Source organism: Corynebacterium glyciniphilum AJ 3170 (genome assembly GCF_000626675.1).
GTDB classification, from domain to species: Bacteria; Actinomycetota; Actinomycetes; order Mycobacteriales; family Mycobacteriaceae; genus Corynebacterium; species Corynebacterium glyciniphilum.
In genome coordinates this window covers 3,412,970-3,431,227 of sequence record NZ_CP006842.1, presented here as the reverse complement: position 1 = coordinate 3,431,227, position 18,258 = coordinate 3,412,970, and the positions used below count along the sequence as shown (strand labels likewise).

General features: G+C 67.8%; 17 protein-coding genes and 1 pseudogene. 13 read left to right on the top strand and 5 right to left on the bottom strand.

The genetic code is table 11. The features are described from left to right. Positions 1 to 9 precede the first annotated feature (9 nt). Positions 10 to 3,087: a hypothetical protein gene (locus CGLY_RS18000; protein ID WP_144313715.1), complete on the top strand. Its 3,078-nt coding sequence runs from the start codon at positions 10 to 12 to the stop codon at positions 3,085 to 3,087. A 6-nt stretch (positions 3,088 to 3,093) separates the two neighbouring features. Here CGLY_RS18000 and CGLY_RS15905 read toward each other — a convergent pair whose 3' ends face one another. Then, positions 3,094 to 3,414, bottom strand: coding sequence for a hypothetical protein (locus tag CGLY_RS15905; protein ID WP_052541054.1), 321 nt, complete (start codon positions 3,412 to 3,414; stop codon positions 3,094 to 3,096). 103 nt (positions 3,415 to 3,517) lie between these two features. Here CGLY_RS15905 and CGLY_RS15900 point away from each other — a divergent pair, with 103 nt between their 5' ends. From CGLY_RS15900 to CGLY_RS15880, 5 genes are all read left to right on the top strand, one after another. Then, a complete protein-coding gene (locus tag CGLY_RS15900) occupies positions 3,518 to 3,994 on the top strand; it encodes a hypothetical protein (RefSeq protein WP_038550618.1) in 477 nt (158 codons plus the stop codon). After that, entirely contained in the window at positions 3,991 to 4,608 is a 618-nt protein-coding gene (locus CGLY_RS15895; RefSeq protein ID WP_052540470.1) for a hypothetical protein, read from the top strand. The genes CGLY_RS15900 and CGLY_RS15895 overlap by 4 nt, the downstream gene beginning before the upstream one ends. A 62-nt stretch (positions 4,609 to 4,670) precedes the next feature. After that, positions 4,671 to 5,870: a hypothetical protein gene (locus CGLY_RS15890; RefSeq protein ID WP_227590312.1), complete on the top strand. Its 1,200-nt coding sequence runs from the start codon at positions 4,671 to 4,673 to the stop codon at positions 5,868 to 5,870. 273 nt (positions 5,871 to 6,143) lie between these two features. Then, the gene (locus CGLY_RS15885) at positions 6,144 to 6,689 is read left to right on the top strand and encodes a GtrA family protein (protein ID WP_227590457.1); all 546 of its coding nucleotides are present in this window, start codon (positions 6,144 to 6,146) and stop codon (positions 6,687 to 6,689) included. Between the two features lie 17 nt (positions 6,690 to 6,706). Beyond that, positions 6,707 to 7,138: a GtrA family protein gene (locus CGLY_RS15880; protein ID WP_227590311.1), complete on the top strand. Its 432-nt coding sequence runs from the start codon at positions 6,707 to 6,709 to the stop codon at positions 7,136 to 7,138. A gap of 99 nt (positions 7,139 to 7,237) precedes the next feature. On the opposite strand, the gene glfT1 is transcribed toward CGLY_RS15880, so the two are convergent. Then, positions 7,238 to 8,161, bottom strand: a complete 924-nt coding sequence (gene glfT1 / locus CGLY_RS15875) for a galactofuranosyltransferase GlfT1 (protein WP_038550616.1) — start codon at positions 8,159 to 8,161, stop codon at positions 7,238 to 7,240. 136 nt (positions 8,162 to 8,297) lie between these two features. Between glfT1 and CGLY_RS17900 the strand changes: the two are divergent. From CGLY_RS17900 to CGLY_RS15855, 5 genes and pseudogenes are all read left to right on the top strand, one after another. Further along, positions 8,298 to 9,620, top strand: a pseudogene (locus CGLY_RS17900) (NAD(P)/FAD-dependent oxidoreductase); the annotation flags it as partial. Positions 9,621 to 9,665: 45 nt separating this feature from the next. Continuing rightward, a complete protein-coding gene (locus tag CGLY_RS17895; protein WP_227590456.1) occupies positions 9,666 to 10,382 on the top strand; it encodes a DUF1365 domain-containing protein in 717 nt (238 codons plus the stop codon). Then, positions 10,379 to 11,605, top strand: a complete 1,227-nt coding sequence (locus CGLY_RS15865) for an SAM-dependent methyltransferase (RefSeq protein WP_038550614.1) — start codon at positions 10,379 to 10,381, stop codon at positions 11,603 to 11,605. The genes CGLY_RS17895 and CGLY_RS15865 overlap by 4 nt, the downstream gene beginning before the upstream one ends. After that, positions 11,602 to 12,942: an SAM-dependent methyltransferase gene (locus tag CGLY_RS15860; protein ID WP_038550613.1), complete on the top strand. Its 1,341-nt coding sequence runs from the start codon at positions 11,602 to 11,604 to the stop codon at positions 12,940 to 12,942. The genes CGLY_RS15865 and CGLY_RS15860 overlap by 4 nt, the downstream gene beginning before the upstream one ends. 1 nt (position 12,943) lies before the next feature. After that, positions 12,944 to 13,735 carry a DUF1295 domain-containing protein gene (locus CGLY_RS15855; RefSeq protein WP_038550609.1) on the top strand — a complete coding sequence of 264 codons (792 nt, stop codon included), beginning with the start codon at positions 12,944 to 12,946 and terminating at the stop codon, positions 13,733 to 13,735. On the opposite strand, the gene CGLY_RS15850 is transcribed toward CGLY_RS15855, so the two are convergent. Then, a complete protein-coding gene (locus CGLY_RS15850; RefSeq protein ID WP_052540466.1) occupies positions 13,710 to 15,200 on the bottom strand; it encodes an SDR family oxidoreductase in 1,491 nt (496 codons plus the stop codon). The genes CGLY_RS15855 and CGLY_RS15850 overlap by 26 nt on opposite strands. A gap of 18 nt (positions 15,201 to 15,218) precedes the next feature. Next, positions 15,219 to 15,701 carry a MarR family winged helix-turn-helix transcriptional regulator gene (locus CGLY_RS15845; protein WP_038550607.1) on the bottom strand — a complete coding sequence of 161 codons (483 nt, stop codon included), beginning with the start codon at positions 15,699 to 15,701 and terminating at the stop codon, positions 15,219 to 15,221. An 84-nt stretch (positions 15,702 to 15,785) separates the two neighbouring features. On the opposite strand from CGLY_RS15845, the gene CGLY_RS15840 reads away from it, so the two are divergent. Further along, on the top strand, positions 15,786 to 16,607 hold the full coding sequence (locus CGLY_RS15840; RefSeq protein ID WP_227590310.1) for a tryptophan-rich sensory protein: 822 nt from the start codon (positions 15,786 to 15,788) through the stop codon (positions 16,605 to 16,607). On the opposite strand, the gene CGLY_RS15835 is transcribed toward CGLY_RS15840, so the two are convergent. Then, positions 16,581 to 17,039: a helix-turn-helix domain-containing protein gene (locus CGLY_RS15835; RefSeq protein ID WP_052540465.1), complete on the bottom strand. Its 459-nt coding sequence runs from the start codon at positions 17,037 to 17,039 to the stop codon at positions 16,581 to 16,583. The two genes, CGLY_RS15840 and CGLY_RS15835, sit on opposite strands and share 27 nt — an antisense overlap. Positions 17,040 to 17,157: 118 nt before the next feature. Between CGLY_RS15835 and CGLY_RS15830 the strand changes: the two genes are divergently transcribed. Beyond that, complete coding sequence (locus tag CGLY_RS15830; RefSeq protein ID WP_038550604.1) at positions 17,158 to 18,243, top strand: ferrochelatase; 1,086 nt, start codon at positions 17,158 to 17,160, stop codon at positions 18,241 to 18,243. The last annotated feature ends 15 nt before the right edge of the window (positions 18,244 to 18,258 follow it).

Here is an 18,258-nt window from a genome sequence, read left to right as displayed (position 1 = left end):
AGTTGGGGCATGGGTCGGGTCAGAGGTACGCAGGATGTGGCGTGGGTCGCACAGGAATGGGAGACCCTGCGGGGGATGCGCTCGCGTGGCGAGATCGGTGAGGAGTCCTACCTGCGCAGGTGTGAGGAACTCTCGGATTGTCTGGGAACTTCCCGTGAAGACGAGGAGTTGGCGTACCGGATCGACCTGCTGCGTTGTCTGGAGGGGGAGGCGTTGGACCGGCCGGACACCGTCGAGTTGTTGCCGGGGTTGTGGGAGATGCACCGGGAGGATCCGGAACGCTTCCCCGCGAACCCCGACATGGGCAGGCCCACGGGGGGCGACGCCGGCGACGCGGATGATGCTGGCGCCGCTGATCTGCCGGATATCTTCGATCTGCTGTGGCAGGAGATCGTCCTGAGCGCTGCGCAGCGACCGGACATCAGCCTGGCAGATCTGGAGGACCTGAGCGAACAGGCTGTCGGAGCGTTGCGGGAACTGGGACGTTCCGAGATCGATATCGCCGAGACGCGCGTGCGCGTCCTGCTGGCATTGGGCCGGTTGGACGAGGCCCAGGAGCTGCTCGACGACCTCCCGGAACCGTCCTTGCCGGAGGAGATGACCTGGGCAGAGGCGCACCGTTTTCAGCGCGACCTGGATGTCCGGGGCATGGTGGCGTTGCAGCGTGGCGACCTGGGGACCGTGGTCGGGATTGTCGAAGCGATGGAGAACGCCCCGGAGGCCCACGTGCAGCCGACGGTGATGCTCGCGGAGTCGTTGATTCCACTCTCCGGGGTCGTCGCGCCTGAGGTCACGGCCGCTCGGGCGGCGTTCGTCGCGGACAGGGCGGTGGGCTCCCCGGAGTTGTCGGACGCATTGTTGCAGGTCGCTGAGTATCTTGCGGTGTCTGGCCGGGCGTCGCTCGCACTGGGGCTGCTGGACCGGATGCTGCCGGTCATGGCGCTCCACCGGCGAGTCCCCGCGTCGGATGTCCACCTGCTGGAAGGGCTGCATACGGTCCTGGCTGCGGCGGTGGAGGCCGGGCACGGTGCAGTGCGGCCCTTGTTCGCCGGGTTGCCGGCGGTGGCGGACTGGCTGGCGTTGGCCGGGGAGCAGACCGGCGGCGGGACGGTCGCCGGTCTCGCCCGGTGGACCGGCGAGCGGGCGCGCTCCGCGGCGGCCGCCCTGGACCAGCGCAACGGCAATGATGTCGAGTCGAGCATCGGGTTGGCGCTGCACCGTGCTCCGTCGGGTGCGCCGTCGGCCCCGGGGGTCCCGGTACCGGAGTCGCATGCGTTGTCGGTGACGCCGATGATGCCGGCGCGTCTGCCGTCCTGGGTGGAGGACGCCTGGCTGCACCTGCCGCGCGAGGTCGCTGACTGGCGCGGCGAGGTCAGTGGGGAGGCATCTCCGGAGATCCCGGTGGCCGGTCCAGTGGACCTCTCGATCCTCGACACGGGCGACACTGTTGCGGCACTGATGATGTATTCCATGCTCGGACTGTCGGAGGCAGTGGAGGCCACGGTCGACCGGTTGATGGAGATCCGTGACGGGCGTGTCGGTCTCGGCCCGCATGAGGCACTCGTCGAGGAACTGTTGCGCAGGTACGACGTGCAGGGCGCCGGGTACGACGACAGCGATGATGTCGACGACGATATCGGTGACGATATCGGGGACGACCCGGCCGAGGATGACGAGGCGGCGGCCCCGCCGGTGCTCGACGAACTCGACGAGATGCTCCGGGAGCGTCAGCGCACCCAGGATGACGCAGAGGACGCCGGCGCCGACCCGGCCACCATCCTCGCCAACAGGGTGGAGACCGTCGCCGGATTCTGGCAGGGTTCCGGCCCACTCGTCCGACGCGTCATCGAACAGGATGTCCTGATGGGCGGGGTGTATCCCGACACGGAGTCGCTGCGGCTGGCCCTGCGTGCCTTCCGGCAGGTCACCCGGCTGGTGCCGCGATCGATACCGGAGGTCGGTTCGGCACTGCTCATCGGCATCGCCGAGCTCGCCGCTGACGATCCGGCGGTGGATGCGCTGGTGGCGCAGGTTGCGCACTACGTCGCCGGGGTGGCCCTGAGTCTGCCGGTTCCACCGCCCGGCCCGGTGGCCATGCTCGGCGACGACGCTGCACCGGAGTTGCTGGACGAACTGCTCTCACTGGGCGTTTCCCTGTCCGGACACGGTGCATTCCATGAGGCGCTCGCCGTGTATGAGCGCTGCCTACGCCTGGTGTCGGGTGAATCGGGGGAGGAACCGACGATGTCGGACGAGGAGGGCGCGCTCATGCGTATCCACCTCATGGCGGCACGTGGCGAGACCTTGGCGAAGCTGGGCAACCACCGGGCTGCAGCCGGAGCCTTCGCCGAGGCGGCGGACAGTGCCCAGTTCAGGGAGGAGTGGGAGGTCGCCGCGGAGTACCATGTGACCTGCATGTCCGCACTCCTTGACGACCGGGATTTTCCGCGGGCCGCATTCGTCCTGGAGGGTTTCGACGATATCGAGGGGCTGGACTGGGCGCGCTTCCCCCATGCCTCGTTCCGTCGCGAGGCGGAGGCGACTCGCCTGGCGACGGCACTGGTGGGGGAGAACTTCGCCCGGGACTGGCCGGCTCAGGTTGACCGACTGAGGGAGGCCTACCAGCGGTTCCATGTGGTCGCGACGTCGGTGGACGCCGAACTGCCGTCGGAAGAGTTGGGACTGCGGGCCGCTGGCGACCTGGTCGACCATGTACTGAACATCAACCGGGGCCTGGTGCACACGGACCGGGTGGACGAGGCACTGGTGTTGACCGCCTGGGCTGCCGGTGTGGCGAAGGAGGCGGAAGGGACGTTCACCCGTGCGGGCGTGAGTGTCACACCGGGCGTCACGGTGGAGTCGGCACGTCTCGAGGCGTTGACTGAGGAGGCGCTACTGCTGCATGTGACGGGTCGCGACAATGAGGCGTTGCTGATCTTCGAGTCGGTCGCCCAACAGGCACGCCGGGTCGAGGCCGACTGGCTCATCGCTGCGGTGACACGGCGTCTTGAGGCGGCGGCGCGCTATGGCGGAGATCCGGTGGTCCGTGACCGTTACGCCGCCCTGCTCGGTGACGTGCGGGGCTGATTCGTCCTACAGGTCCATGACCTCACGGATCGTCTCGGGGAGTTCAGCGACGCAGGTGATGGTGGGCCCGTCGTAGTCGCGTAGCTCCTGGTTGACGATGCTCCGACTCGTGGAGTCGAGCACCGGGAGTTCCTGTGCGAGCAGTCGCACCATGAACTCATTCAATGGTGCTTCGGCGTGCGATGCAGCCTCGTAGCTCTTGTCGGCTGCGGTGCCGCCCACCACGCTGGTCTCTGCACGCGACCCCTGCGTCCCGGCGGGTTGGCCTGCGGTGGCCTTGGCGATGTTGCGCCGCATCTGGTTCTTGGCGCGGTCTCTTCCGAACATGACATCCAGCGTACAGCGGTGATGTCCGGGTGCTGCTCTACACTCGGTGGCGTACGCGGCTCCCGTACCGGGGGTGCACGCAGAGATGGCAAGGAGGACCACGATGGCCATGAAAACCAGGGCAGGAAACAGGGCACTCACGCAGAAGGAGTTCCGGATCATTGCCGCCACCACACTGGGGTACTACCTGGTGCGCGATGTGGTGAAGCGGAAGTGGCCGCGCCGTGCCGGCCAGGCGGCGGTACTCGCCACCGGGGTCGGCCTCGTCCTTGCCGACGAGTGGGAGGCCCTGTCGGACAAGGAACGACAGGAGGTCGCTACGGGTCTGGCGCAGGCACGTGAGGCACTGGAGACAGGTCCGGTGCCCGGAACGGTCGCGTTGGCGGCTGGTGGCGCGGCGGCGGTCGGTGCCGCTGCCTGGCTCAACGGGTGCGTGGACGCCGCCGGCGCGGCGGTCGTGAGCCGTGTCGGTGGGCGGATTCCCCTGGTTGGAGGGGTGTTCCGCACCGTGCCGTCGACGGTCTACGGTGCAGCACAGATCGGCGTCCTCTACGTCGTGAACGAGCGGGTGCGCGCATGACCGACCCGTCAGGCGTGGGAACTCAGTCGCAGCAGGCGGGGGTGACGCGCGCCCAGGATCCGCCGGTGATGGTCGCCTCCACCGTCGGCGACGTCACCGCGGTGTGGCAGGTCGAGGTCGATGCCCGGGTCCTGCTCGGTGACTTCAGCGGTGCCTGGCTCGTCGACTCTGACGGCGTGCACGGTTTCGCTGCGGGTGCCGACTGGATCGACGGGCGCGATGACCGTGAGACGGTCCTGTCGCTCATTCTCGGGCGCCCGGTCATCGTGTCGGGGGAGGCCGCGGGCCTGTCGGCGGGCCTGCCAGACGGGGTACAGGTCGTGGATCTCGAGGCAACGGTGGAGAACGCCCGGGCAGCTGTCGAACGCAACCGGGAAGACTTCGCCGAGGCGAACCCTGGCAAACAGCAGCCACCCTGGGGTGAGATTGAGTTCGAGGAACAGGGCGGGCTGCCGCCGCAGGGGTTGGACGGAGATGCCGCTGAGGCGGTGACCCGGTGCATGTCCACCGCCCGTGGGGTCCGTCGTCTCGCGCAGAGCTGGAATGCCGTCGAGAAACTCCGTGTGCAGCGGCTGGGCGGCGAGTTGCGGGCCCTGCCCCTCGTCCTCGCCTGAGAAGCGGGTCGGGCAGCGCGAGGCCACGGCAACAACCCGGCAACCTCGCTACCCTTGGTGGCATGAACGCACGGCATGCTTCCCGGACGGACCGCACCCGCGGCCCGGCGACCGGTGACGGTCTTGCCGCGGTACTCCGGCTCCCGCTGCTGGACGAGGGGACGGGCACCACGGCGGGTGCGGACGCCGCCCCGCCGGCCACGCTCCTGGTCCTTGCCGAGTACCACCGACAGTCCACCGGGTTCTACACGCGTGCCCTGGGGCTCAATGACCGTCTGTCGGTCGCCGAGACCGTCCGCGCGGTGCTCATCGCGTTCGACTGGCCGGGCGCTACGCGGATGCTCGACGGCTCCTCGGCCGGTCCGACCTGGTCACTGCAGGCGCGCCGTCGCGACCGTCTCCGCGTCTACAGCCGCACCGCCGGGCCGATCGGCACCACGCTGGACGAGGCACTGGGCCGTGACGGCACGGCCTCGCTGCTCGTCGACGACATCGCCATCACCCTGACCACCGCCGGCGCGATGACCAGGGACGAACACACCCCGGACGCCGTCTGTCTCGCCGGCGAGTTCATTCCCGAATTCCGGCAGGAGCCGGGCGGTCAGGGCAGGACGCCAGCGCCGAATGCCCTGGTGTTCGCCGGAGCGACCGGAGACAGCGCGGGGGGTGCCGCGGGTGTCGACATCCCGCGGGATGTCGACCTTGCCGCCGTGAATGTCGCTCTGACCGGTGAGGAAACCGTCGAGCAGATTCTCGCCGGGCTCGCCCCGGAACTCCGGGAACTGTTGCTCGACGGTGACCTCTATGAGTTCACCCCCCTGTTGCAGGCCCTCGATCTCGGACGTCCCGCGCAGGTGCCGGACAGTGCGCGTGCCGTCCTGGACGGTATTCCCGCCGAGACGAGTCCACTCGGACGTGCCGCCGCGTGGTCCCGGATCGTGGCACTGTCGACCCTGTCGGACCGGGTCACCGCGGACGAGATCTCGGAGATGCTGATGTCCGCGCTCGGTTTCACCCTTGCCGATGCCGACATTGCTCCGGGAGGAGGGCGCCTGTCCACCGACCCCTTGAATGCCTCGGAGATCCGTGGACTGTCGTCGGCGACGGGGCGGAGCCTGGCGTCCTGCGGTGCCGGAGCGTGGGAGGCGAACGGGACCGTCGGCTCCGTGGTGACACCCCTGGTGCCGCGCAGCAGCCTGCTCGAGCGCCTCGAGATGTACCGCTACCTTCTGCAGCGGCACGAGAGGGAGGCCGGCGGCTGAGAAGTCGGCACGACGTTGCCGCGAGGCCCGCCCGACACCACGGTGTGTCGCCGGTGTTTCGTAAATGGCGGATGTGCCAGTAGCGTATGTCCGATAAGTCTCCGGGATTTCGCCCTCCCGAGGCCCAGGATCGAGACCAAGAACGACACCAGTGCAGAGAGGACGCCCGTCGTGACCGACGCCATCGCCGAACAACCGGGCTCCGCCGCACATGACAGACCGGACGGGTCGTCCGGCCCGCAGCGGCAGCCCTCGTCGGAGCGGTACTGGAGGCTGATCCGGCAGTTCCTGAAGTTCGGGATCGTCGGCGCGTCAGGTGTCGTCGTCAACAACGCTGTCGTCGTCGTGGCGAACAAGACCACCCAGTCGCTCTGGGACTTCGACGGGCACGAGGCCTTCGCCAACCTGCTCGGCACGCAGTTCCACATCCGCTGGTACCACGTGTTCGCTGTGCTGGCGTTCGTCGTGGCGAACCTGTGGAACTTCAATCTCAACCGGCGATGGACGTTCAAGACGTCAGGGAAGTCGTCCTGGTTCCGGGAGCTCGTGCCCTTCATGATGGTCGGCATCGGGGGACTGCTCGTGACGCTGGCTGTGCAGACCGCGATGATCAACCCCGAGTCTCCGATCGCGTTGTCGCGGGAGATCTGGGACGGGTCCAGTGGGCTCCGGGACCCCATCTACTGGGGAAATCTCATCGGCGTCTGCGTTGCGATCCCGGTGAACTTCCTGTTCAACAAGATGTGGACCTTCCGCGCCGCGCGTGACCACCACGTGCCTGTCCACCTGACACCGCTGCCTGAGGGAGATGACAAGTGACGGGGAGTGCGACGGACGTGCCCGGTGCCACACACGAGGGCGGGACGATCGAGCGGTTGACGCTGAAGACCCAGTTGTTCCGGTTCATCATGACCGGCGTGGTCGGCGCTGTCGTCGACTTCGGCAGCACCTACCTGTTGTTCCTTGCGGGGCTGGGCGACGGTGCGTCGAAGACGGTCGGTTTCATCTTCGGTACCCTCACCGCGTACCTGATCAACCGCCGGTGGACGTTCCAGGCCACTCCGTCGGTGAAACGCTTCCTGGTCACGATGGCGGCCTACCTCGCCACCTACGCGGTCCAGGTCAGCCTGTACAAGCTGAGTATCCCGTGGCTCGAGGACATGGATCTGGATCAGTTCTGGGTCCGCGCGATCAGCTTCGTCATTGCGCAGGGCACGGCGACGGTGCTGAACTTCATCATCCAGCGATGGGTCATCTTCCGCAGCTGAGTCGACGTCGAATCCACAGGGGCGGATTGCGAGTCTGGGCGCCGTGAGTTCATCAACCCGAGGCCGACAGACTCGGATTCCGCCCCTCTGCCGCAGCTTCTACGGCCGGTAGAACTTCTCCGCGCGTCCCTTCGCCTGCAGGGACAGCCACTCGCGGAAGCCCTTCAGGTCACGCTTCTGCACCAGGAAGAACCAGCCGAAACGTGCGTACTCCTGGGGCAGCAGGCGGCGCATCCCCGGCTGATTCATCAGGAAGCCGCGGTTTCGGTAGGTGAAGTAGCGCTTCGTCGCGTTGTCGGGGTACTGGGTGTGCATCCGTCCACCGAGGATCGGCTTGAACTCGTCGGCGCCGTCGGGATGCAGGTACGACGTGGTCAGGCAGGTGCCGAAGGGGAGCCCGGAGCGCACGAGACGACGGTGGTACTCGACTTCGTCGCCGCGGATGAAGAGACGGTAGTCGGGGACACCGATGACTTTCATCGCCTCGGCACTGAGGAGAGTGCCGTTGAAGAGGCTGGCGATGCCGGGCAGGAAATCACCCTGCAGTTCGTGCAGGTAGCGGTGCCACACCACCCCCTGTCGCAGGGGGAAGGCCAGACGCTCGGGCTCGTCGATGTTGCAGACAGCGGGGGACACTTCGGCGAGGCCGTGGGATTCGGCGACGCTGTAGAGGTTCTCCAGGACGTGCTCGTCGGCGGGGCGTCCGTCGTCGTCGGCGCACCACACGGCATCGATGCCCAGCGAGAGGGCGGTGAGGAAGCCGAGGGCGAAGCCACCGGCACCGCCGAGGTTGGTCTGTGACGGGACGTAGACAGCCCGGTCACCGGCGAGTTCCTCCAGAAGGACGCGGACCTCGTCCTGACAGCCGTTGTCGACGACGATGATCTTGTCCACGGGGTGTGTCTGAGCGCAGACGATGGCCAGGGAGTTGCGGAGGAGCGCGACCCGCTGGTGGGTGACGATGACCGCGGCGGTGGAACCGTCGCGGTGGAGGTGAGCTGCTGACTGCACGGGTGTCTGCATGGATGTCATTGTGCCACGCGTGGCTGCGCGTCCAGCTGTCGGCAGCGCCGAGCAAAAATAGCTAACCTGGTTGATATATTTTTCAACGTGCGAATCCGCGGCACCGGTGTACTGGTGTCCGACAGGGAGTGATCACATGGTCGGCACCACAGGCACCACAGGCACCACAGGCACCACAGGCACCGCCCGCGTCGCCGTCATCGGCGCCGGTGTCAGCGGATTGACCGCTGCCTACGAACTCTCCCAGCGGGCGCAGGTCACCCTGTACGACGCCGATGAGCGGTCCGGGGGACACGCCGACACCACCACTGTCACCACCGCCGGTGGCGAGGTGAACGTCGACACGGGGTTCATCGTGCACAACGACCGCACCTACCCGGTGCTCCTGCGCATCTTCACTGACCTGGGTATCCGTACGCGCCCGGCGGAGATGTCCCTGTCGGTCCGCGCCGACGGCGCTCATGACGGCGAGGGGCTGGAGTACGCCGGTGCCCGCGGCATTGTCGGCCTGTTCGGCGATCGCCGGAACCTGCGGCGTCCGGCGTATCTCAGGATGCTCGGGGAGATCCTGCGTTTCCACCGCCGGGCGCGTCGGCTGCTGTCTGCGCAGGGGGATGTCACCGAGGGGGAAGCCCCAGAGGACGAGACCCTGGAGGAGTTCCTGCGCCGGGGACGGTTCTCGGAGTACTTCGTCCAGCATTTCATGACACCGCTGGTGGCCACCGTGTGGTCCTGTGACCCGGCGACAGCAGGCAGCTACCCGGCGCGCTACCTGTTCACGTTCCTGGAGCATCACGGCATGCTGCGGGTCTTCGGGTCCCCGCAGTGGCGCACCGTCATCGGCGGCTCGCAGGAGTACGTGCGACGTATCACCGACGTCGTCACCGAGCGCGGTGGCGAGGTCCGCACGGCTGCGCCGGTCGCGCGGGTCAGCGAGCATGATGGCGGGGTCAGCGTCACCACCGCCGACGGGACGTCGCGGATCTTCGATGCCGTGGTCGTCGCCACCCATCCCGACCAGGCACTGGCGATGTTGGCGACGCCGACTCCTGCACAACGGGAGATCCTCTCGGCGATGCCGTACTCGCGGAATCAGGTGCAGTTGCACACCGACACCCGCCTGCTGCCGCGGACACCGGGGGCCCGCGGGTCGTGGAACCACCTGGAACGCGGTAACGGTGCGGTGGTCGTCACCTACGACATGACCCGGCTGATGCGTCTGCCGGAGGTCGACGGGACACGCTACCTTGTCACGCTGAACGCCGCTGACCTGGTGGATCCGGAGACGGTGATCACCAGCAGGGACTACGCACACCCGATCTACACACCGACGTCCGTGGCGGCCTCGCGACGGTCGGCGGAGCTGGATTCGGATCGGATCGTCTTCGCCGGTGCCTGGCAGGGATGGGGTTTCCACGAGGACGGTGCCCGGTCGGGGTTGGCTGCGGCGCGCCGACTGGTCGGCACGGCACGGACGGAGAAACCGACCCGTCTGGCGGAGCCGGTGAACCGGGTCCTGCGCACCACGGTGAGACATGCCCGTACGACGCCGGTCGACCACCGTTTCACCCACCGGTCCTGGATGTGGCTGGTGGACCTCGACCACCTGCCCGATCACGGCGCGGCGGCGTGGTGGCGCGGGGTGTTCCTGGGCCGGGACCACCTCGGCGGCGGTCCGGATATCCGCGACGGCGTGGTCGATCTGCTCCGACAGCGCGGTATCACCGCCCCGGTGGGTCGCGTCCGGATGGCCGCGATGCCCCGGGCGTGGGGCACCGGCTTCAACCCGTTGTCGGTCTTCTGGTGTGATTCGCCGGAGGGCGAACCGCTGGCCACTGTGCTGGAAGTGCACAACACCTACGGGGACAGTCACGCCTACGTCGTCCAGCCGGACGAGACGGGCACGACGAGGGCGGTCAAGGAACTCTATGTCTCGCCCTTCCACGGCACCGACGGTGACTACGCGATCCGGGTGCCGCGCCCGGACGCCGGACGGGTACAGGTGGGCATCACATTGCACGTCGGCGACTACTCGTTCGCCGCGTCCGTCCGCGGCGCCCCGGCACATGACGGTGCTCCCCGGTGGCTCGACACGGTACGCGCCGCTCCGGCGGCACTGGTCACCGCCGTCCTGATCCGCGTCCACGGCATCTGGCTGTGGGCACGGGGACTGCCGGTACAGCCCCGGCCACACACCACACGAACGGAGGTCCACTCGTGAGACCGTCAGTGAACGTCACCGCACCGGGGCTCGTCCCCGAGGCTCCGCAGGCGCCGGTAGCGGCCTACGTCACCAGGAGACTCCTGGTCCGGGCAGCCAGAACGGCGGGCATCACCGTCGCCCACGGCAGTGGTCCGGGCGCGGCGGACGCCGACCTGAGGATCCTGCGTCCCGATGCCTTCTACGCCAGGCTCGGAGCCCGTGGCCTCATCGGCTTCGGGGAGTCGTACACCGCCGGGGACTGGGAGGCGGACGACCTCGCCGGCACACTCACCGCCCTGTGCCGGAAGTTCACCGCGCTGGTCCCCGGGTGGATGCAGCGTTTCCGTGCGGTATACCTGCGACGACGCCCACGGGCGCACCGTAACACCGTCGACGGGGCGCGGGCGAACATCAGCCACCACTACGACCTGTCCAACGACTTCTTCGCCACCTTCCTCGACCCCGGGATGAGCTACTCCTCGGCCTTGTTCGAGTCGCCCAGTATGAGCCTCCGGGAGGCGCAGAACGCCAAGATGGACCGGGTGCTCGACCGCGCCGGGGTCGGATCCGGCACCCGTCTGCTGGAGATCGGCACCGGCTGGGGTGAACTGGCGATCCGCGCCGCCCGGCGTGGAGCTCACGTCCACTCGGTGACACTGTCGTCCGAACAGGCTGATCTGGCACGGGAACGTGCGGTCCGCGCCGGGGTAGCCGACCTCGTGGACATCGAGATCCGTGACTACCGCGAGGTGGCGGGGCAGTATGACGCGGTGGTCTCGGTGGAGATGATTGAGGCTGTCGGCCACGAGTACTGGGACGCCTACATGGACACCCTCCGGGACCGGCTGCTGCCTGGTGGCACCGCGGTGATCCAGGCGATCACCATGGACCACCACCGCATGATGGCCTCGAAGGACAATGCGACGTGGATCACCAGCTATATCTTTCCCGGCGGGTGCATCCCGTCCGTCGACGCCTTGGATGCTGCCGCCGTACGCGCCGGACTGCACCCGGGTGCGCGTCGGTTCTTCGGCGCCGACTACGCCGAGACCCTGCGACAGTGGGACGAGGCATTCCGTCGGGAGAGCGACGGGATCGGCCGTCTCGGCTTCGATGACACATTCCGTCGTCTGTGGCATTTCTACCTGGCCTACTGCCAGGCCGGCTTCGCCGCCGGTTACATCACTGTCGGCCAGGTGGAGTACCAGCGGCCGCACCATCACCAGGAGAACCAGTCATGACCAGCACAGTCACATCCGCCGGACAGACGACCGTCGCCGAGCGACTCGTTGCCCTGGTCACCCAGGCCACCGGCGTCACCGCCGGTGACCTGCCTGTACAGATCCGGGCCTGGGACGGTAGCACCGCCGGGCCGGACGGGTCCGACTGCCCGACGCTGGTGGTGAGAAACCCGCAGGCACTGACCCGGCTGCTGTGGTCGCCGGGTGAACTGGGGCTGGCCCAGGCGTACGTCACCGGTGAGATCGATGCTGAACCCGCGCAGGTCGGTGGACCCGGCAGCGGTGCCGGTGATGCACTCACCGAGGGCTTCACCCGGCTCACCGCACTGGCCCGACGCCCGGAGGTACGGGTCCGGCTGACGCCGTCCTCGCTGGTCAGTGTCCTGCGCGGCGTGAAGGACCTGGGCGTGGTGGGTCGACGCCCCGCCCCGCCGTCCACGCAGGCGCACCTGCGGGGACGGGTGCACACCCGTGACCGTGACCGGTCGGTGATCGCCCACCACTACGACCTCTCCAATGAGTTCTACGCCCAGATCCTCGACGAGACGATGTCGTACTCCTGCGCCTGCTTCGGTGCCGGACCCGACATCACACTGGAGGACGCCCAGCGGGCCAAACTGGACCTGGTGTGTCGGGCGCTCGAACTCACCGAGGGCCAGCACCTGCTGGACGTCGGCTGTGGTTGGGGATCCACCGCCATCCACGCCGCCGAGAACTACCGTGTGCAGGTCACAGCGGTGACGATCTCACGCGAACAGCGTGACTGGGTGGAACATCTCGTCCGCAACCGCGGCCTGGAGGACCGGGTCACGGTGCGGCTGCAGGACTACCGGGACATCACCGGCGAGTTCGATGCCGTCTCCTCGATTGAAATGGGCGAGCACGTGGGGCAGCGCAACTACCCGTCGTTCATCCGGATGCTCCACGACCGTGTCCGACCCGGCGGGCGCGTGCTCATCCAGCAGATGTCGCGCCGGGGACGCCATCCCGGTGGAGGGCCGTTCATTGAGGCGTTCATTGCTCCGGACATGCACATGCGTCCGCTCGGCGAGACCGTGTCGATGCTGGAGGACGGCGGCCTGGAGGTCCGCGCGGTCCGGGGCATGAGGAACGACTATGCGCGCACGGTGGACCACTGGATCGACCGTTTCCACGCCCACCGTGACCGGATCATCGCCCTGGTCGGTGAGGAGGTCTTCCGTGTGTGGCACCTGTATCTCGTCGGCGGCGGCATGGCTTTCCGGCAGGGACGGATGGGCGTCGACCAGATCCTGTCGGTCCGTCCACCGGACACGACGGCGCCGACGGCACCGGCCGTACCGCACGCGGGGGTGTGACATGGTTGTCGACTGGTTGATCGTCGCCGCCGCCTGTGCGGTGATGACCGTCCTGGTGATGACGGTGGTCGCCATGGTGATCCGTCGGCACGGCAAGGTCGCGGTGATGGACGTGCTGTGGGGTCCGTTGATCCTGCTGAACTCGGTGACCGCTGCGCTCACCGGGCTTGTTATCGGGGGCACGGGCCCTGTGGTGTGGGTGATGCTGGCCGTCATCGTGGTCTGGGCGGGGCGGCTGTCCCGTCATCTGGTGACCCGGTTCGGAAGCGATAAGGAAGATCCGCGCTACGACGACCTGATGCAGAAACCGACGGCGAGCCTACTGACCTCGGTGCTGCTGCCGCAGGGGTCGGTGGCCTGGCTGGTGTCCGTTCCCGTCCAGGTCGCGGCGGCAGGTGGTGCAGGCGGAGTGACACCGCTGGTGGTCATCCTCGGAACCGCCGTGGCCGTGGCGGGACTGGTGATCGAGTCAGTCGCCGACCGCCAGCTGGACGACTTCCGCGCGGAGGGTGTCTCCGGCCGGGTGATGGACCGCGGGTTGTGGTCCTGGAGCCGACACCCCAACTACTTCGGAGAGTCGCTGGTGTGGTGGGGCATCTGGATGGCCGCTGCCGCGTCCGGCGTGGGTGTGCTGGCCGCGGTGCTGTCGCTGATCTCTCCGGTGGCGATGACCGTCACCCTGGTGTGGGGGACTGGTGCACGGTTGCTGGAGAAGCGCATGGCGGGCCGGGACGGTTGGGAGGACTACACGCGCCGGACGTCGATGTTCATTCCGCTGCCGCCGCGGCGATGATGTTGCGCTTCATCAGCGGGAATACCGCCGCATGGAATGGGGCGACGACCCACCAGTAGGCCCGTCCGCGCAGGCCCCGTGGCAGAAACACGGCGTCCTGCCGGTAGACGGTGGTTGTCCCCTCGTCTGCCTCGTACCTGTCGACCCGGAGGATCAGCCACGCCTGCCCGCTGACCTTCATCTCTGCACGCAGCACCAGCAGGGTGGGACGGTCGATGCGTTCCACCCGCCACCAGTCCACGCGGTCGCCGGCGGCGAGGTGACGGGGGTCCCGACGCCCGCCCAGGCCCGGGCCGCCGACCAGCCGGTCCATGATTCCGCGCACGTTCCACAGCAGAGGCGTGGAGTACCAGCCGTTACGGCCCCCGATGGACTCCACGACCTGCCACACCTGCTCCACCGTCGCCGTCGTCCGTGCTTCGCGGCTGTCGGTGTACACCGTCTCTCCCGACCAGTCCGGGTCGGTGGGCAGCTCCCCACCGACGTCGGCGGACTGCCAGGAGCGGTCCCAGGACGTCGGGACCTCACCGGTGGCTTCGCGCTGCAGAGCCCGACGCACCGCCGTGGGGTAGTCGGCGAGGCCGCCGGGCGGGTCGGGGAGGACGTCCCGAATCCGGTGCCCGTCGGTGGTCACGGCGTCTTCCGCCATGGACTGCGCCAGCGGTACCGCCAGTGAGCGTGGAACGGGTGTGACCAGACCGATCCATCCACCGGACAGCTGGTCCATCGGCAGCGGAACGGGCACGGCGGCGATCAGACGGCGTAACCCGCGGATCCGGCCGTAGATCCGCAGCAGGTCCGAAAACCGGTAGGTCTGCCCGCACCCGATGTCGAACTGGTCGTTCACTCCCTCGAGACTGTCGGCGTCGGCGGCGTGGACGAGGTAGTGCAGGACGTCCCGCACGCTGATCGGTTCGATGCGGTTGTTGATCCACCGCGGTGCGACCATCACCGGCAGCCGTTCGGTGAGATGGCGGATGATCTCGAAGGACGCCGACCCTGACCCGATTACCGTTGCTGCACGCAGCACCACGGCAGGGACGGGACTGTCCAGCAGGATGCGGGCCACGCGTTCGCGTGACCGCATGTGCTGGGACAGGTCCGCCAGATCACGGTCCGGTGGATGCATGCCCGAGAGGTAGATGATCCGCGAGGCGCCGGCGGCCGCCGCAGCGTCGGCAAGATTCATCGCAGCGTCGCTCTCGGCGTCCTCGAAACCGGTTCCCGTGCCGTCACCCATGGAGTGCACGAGGTAGTAGATGATCTCGACACCGGCGACCGCCTCGGCCAGGGACGAAGGGTCGGACAGGTCGGCACGCACGGTATCGACCTCGTCGTACCAGTCGAAGCGGGTCAGCCCGTCGGGGTGTCGGGAGGCAGCGCGGACGCGGTGGCCCGCAGCGAGGAGCTCAGGGATGAGGCGTCCGCCGATATAGCCCGAAGCGCCGGTGACGAGGATGTCCATGGCACCAGCGTAGGCACGTCAGTCGTCCTGTGCGGCGTCGTCCGGGGCGAACGCCTCGACCAGGGCGTCAAGGAACTCGATGACAGACCGACGGTCTCCGGCGGGAACGTTGTGGGCGGCCTGCAGCATCTTCTCGTGCATCGGGGACAGCCAGTCCTCCACCTCTTCATGGGAGAGGTCGGTGGCCACGATGATCACCGAGCGACGGTCGTCAGGGTGCGGGGCACGCCGGACGTGGCCCGACTCGGTCAGCCGGTTGAGCAGCTTCGCTGTTGCCGCGGTGGAAATGTGCAGTGTCTCCGAGAGCCTCTTGGCGGTCAGGGGATCGCCCCGGCGTTCGCCGGCGATGATGTGGCGCACGGCTTCGGTGTCGGTGGAATTCAGCCCCATGTCTGAGCCGATGTGTCGGCGCATCTCCTGATCAGCAGCCCGAAACCGCCGTATGGCGTGCAGAAGCGCCACGGCGGGGTCGGAACCGTCGTACCAGTAGTCCGTTGACATGGGGTCATCATAACTGGTGGCAGTAACTAACTAGGGTAGCTATCCTGGAGAGGATCCTGGCTGGCGAGTGACGAGGAGTGGAACATGGGGCGGACCAGCATGAGCAAGGACGCGGCGGCCCCCGTGCCCCTCACGGTGCCACTGTTCGTCCTCGCCAGCGGGTTCCTGGCGACTGCGGTCGCCTTCCTCGGTGCCGGCGTTGTCGGCGGCACACCGGTTGCCGAGGCGGCCGGTGGTTGGCTCGGGCAGGACGCCACCCCGCTGGCCCCGGCAACTCCGGCATTCCGAATCTGGTCGGTGATCTATGTCGGTCTGTTGGCGTATTCGGTCTGGCAGGTGTTGCCGTCCCAGCGTCGGTCGTCACGCCAGCGCAGACTGCGCCCCTGGGCGGTGGCGGCAATGCTGTTGAACGCGGCGTGGATCTGGTCGGTCCAGCTCGATCAGTTGACGCTGAGTCTTGTGGTGATCGTGGTGTTGTTGGGTGTGCTCGTGCGGGTCCTGGTACTCACAGTCGAGACTCCGCCAGAAACCAGGGTGGGCGCGGTCCTCGCCGACGGCACATTCGGCCTGTATCTCGGCTGGGTCACGGTGGCCACGGTCGCCAACGTCGCTGCTGTTCTCGCGGCGAGTGGCGTCGAGGGGCTCGGACCGCCGTCCGGTCCGTGGGACGATGCGGCGGCTGCCGTGGTGCTGACGGGGGCCGCTGCCGTCGGTGTAGCGACGGCCTGGCGTAGCGGAGGGCGCCTCATGCCGGCGATCGGACTGGCCTGGGGGCTGGCGTGGATCGGCGTTGCCCGACTCGAGGGCGACTGGGAATCGGGCATCACGTCAACGGCGGCGTTTCTCGCTGCCGCGGTGGTGCTGACGGCTGCGGTGCTGTCAGGGAGCCTCCGGCACGTCCAGTGACTTCCAGAGGCGCCCGACCGTCGACGGCGACAGGCCTGTGTGCCGTGCCAGCTCACGTCGCGTCCAGGTTGTCGGGCCTCGTCGTCCTGCCGGTGGTCGCGACGCCATGATCTCCTGGATCTCTTCGGCGGTCATTGAGGGCGGACGCCCGGAGCGGGGCTCGTCGGCCAGGCCGTCGAGCCGACGGTCGATGAATCTGCTGCGCCACTTGCCGACCGTCGGTCGTGAGACGCTCAGTTCGGCTGCCACGTGCGTATTCGTCGCGCCCGCGGCGCAGGCGAGGATGATCCGCGCCCGGAGGGCGAGTGGGCTGTGGGATCCGGCGTCGTTCGCCCAAGCGGTGAGCGTCGTCTGTTCCTCGTCAGAGAGAACGAGAAGGGTCTTCGGCCGTCCGCGGCCTGGGTTGTGAGGGGAATGGGAGAGACCTGCCATGTAGCTAGCTTAGCTAGCGATGATTGAAAGTTCTCATTATGGTGGATTTTCGCGAGGGGTCCTCTTTGTTGTCTAGCTTGGCGAGCAATGTTCTGGATCAATGTCGTATAGTGACGTGATGCAGATTTCCGGACAACACGACAACAACGGACCTGATGAACCCGATGCGCTGCTGCTCCTGTCGTTCGGCGGTCCCGAGCAGGAAGCCGATGTCATTCCGTTCCTGGAGAACGTCACTCGTGGCCGCGGAATACCGCGTGAGCGTCTCAAAGATGTCGGAGAGCACTATTTCGCGCTCGGGGGGAGAAGTCCTCTCAATGATCTGAACCGGGACATGATCGCCGGTATCCGGGCGGAGCTGCAGTCGCGGGGATCCGAGATCCCGGTCTACTTCGGCAACCGGAACTGGCACCCGTTCGTCGAGGACACGGTGCAGACGATGGCCCGCGACGGAATCCGCTCCGCCGCTGTCTTCGCCACGTCCGCCTGGGGTGGATACTCGGGCTGCCGCCAGTACCACGAGGACATCGCCCGCGCGCGTCGCGCTGTCGTGGACGCAGGGCTGACCCCTCCGCGACTGCGCCGTCTCTCCCAGTTCCACGACCACCCGCTGTTCATTGACGCATTCGCGCGTGCGGTGGATACAGCCAGGGCCATGCTCAACGAGGCGGACCAGGCTGACCTCGTCTTCACGGCGCACTCCATCCCGCTGCGTGCCGACGCGGAAGCGGGGCCGCCCGGCCTCGGCGGGCACCTTTACTCCCGACAGGTGGGTGACAGCGCGCGGTTGATCCGGGACCGAAGTTCCTTTGCGGCCGAGGTCGGGGCATCCCCGGTCGAGGCCGAGGTGGTCTGGCAGTCCCGTTCCGGCCCGCCGTCCGTGCCCTGGCTGGAGCCGGACATCTGCGATCATCTCCGGGCCCGGGTCGAGCAGGGGAACACCCGGCCGGTCGTGCTGTGCCCCGTCGGTTTCCTCTCCGACCATGTCGAGGTGCTCTGGGATCTTGATACCGAGGCGAGGGAGACGGCCGAAGATCTGGGCATCGACCTCGTCAGGGCAGCGACTCCGGGGTCAACGGCTGACTTTGCGGCGATGGTGGTCGATCTCGTCCGGGGTGCGAGCTCCGAGGGGCTAGGATGCGTACCCAACTTCGGTTCCGCCGTCGATGGTGCTTTGTGTGCGCCGGGATGCTGTGGCGGCTGAGTAGCCGGACCGTGC

Excerpts from the sequence above, each read along its gene's own strand:
- CGLY_RS15850 (WP_052540466.1), bottom strand. The coding sequence starts at position 15,200 with ATGGACATCCTCGTCACCGGCGCTTCGGGCTATATCGGCGGACGCCTC.
- CGLY_RS15830 (WP_038550604.1), top strand. The coding sequence starts at position 17,158 with ATGCAGATTTCCGGACAACACGACAACAACGGACCTGATGAACCCGAT.
- CGLY_RS15900 (WP_038550618.1), top strand. The coding sequence starts at position 3,518 with ATGGCCATGAAAACCAGGGCAGGAAACAGGGCACTCACGCAGAAGGAG.
- CGLY_RS15835 (WP_052540465.1), bottom strand. The coding sequence starts at position 17,039 with ATGGCAGGTCTCTCCCATTCCCCTCACAACCCAGGCCGCGGACGGCCG.
- CGLY_RS15855 (WP_038550609.1), top strand. The coding sequence starts at position 12,944 with ATGGTTGTCGACTGGTTGATCGTCGCCGCCGCCTGTGCGGTGATGACC.
- CGLY_RS18000 (WP_144313715.1), top strand. The coding sequence starts at position 10 with ATGGGTCGGGTCAGAGGTACGCAGGATGTGGCGTGGGTCGCACAGGAA.
- CGLY_RS15840 (WP_227590310.1), top strand. The coding sequence starts at position 15,786 with ATGGGGCGGACCAGCATGAGCAAGGACGCGGCGGCCCCCGTGCCCCTC.
- glfT1 (WP_038550616.1), bottom strand. The coding sequence starts at position 8,161 with ATGCAGACACCCGTGCAGTCAGCAGCTCACCTCCACCGCGACGGTTCC.
- CGLY_RS15890 (WP_227590312.1), top strand. The coding sequence starts at position 4,671 with ATGAACGCACGGCATGCTTCCCGGACGGACCGCACCCGCGGCCCGGCG.
- CGLY_RS15845 (WP_038550607.1), bottom strand. The coding sequence starts at position 15,701 with ATGTCAACGGACTACTGGTACGACGGTTCCGACCCCGCCGTGGCGCTT.
- CGLY_RS15905 (WP_052541054.1), bottom strand. The coding sequence starts at position 3,414 with ATGTTCGGAAGAGACCGCGCCAAGAACCAGATGCGGCGCAACATCGCC.
- CGLY_RS15895 (WP_052540470.1), top strand. The coding sequence starts at position 3,991 with ATGACCGACCCGTCAGGCGTGGGAACTCAGTCGCAGCAGGCGGGGGTG.
- CGLY_RS15860 (WP_038550613.1), top strand. The coding sequence starts at position 11,602 with ATGACCAGCACAGTCACATCCGCCGGACAGACGACCGTCGCCGAGCGA.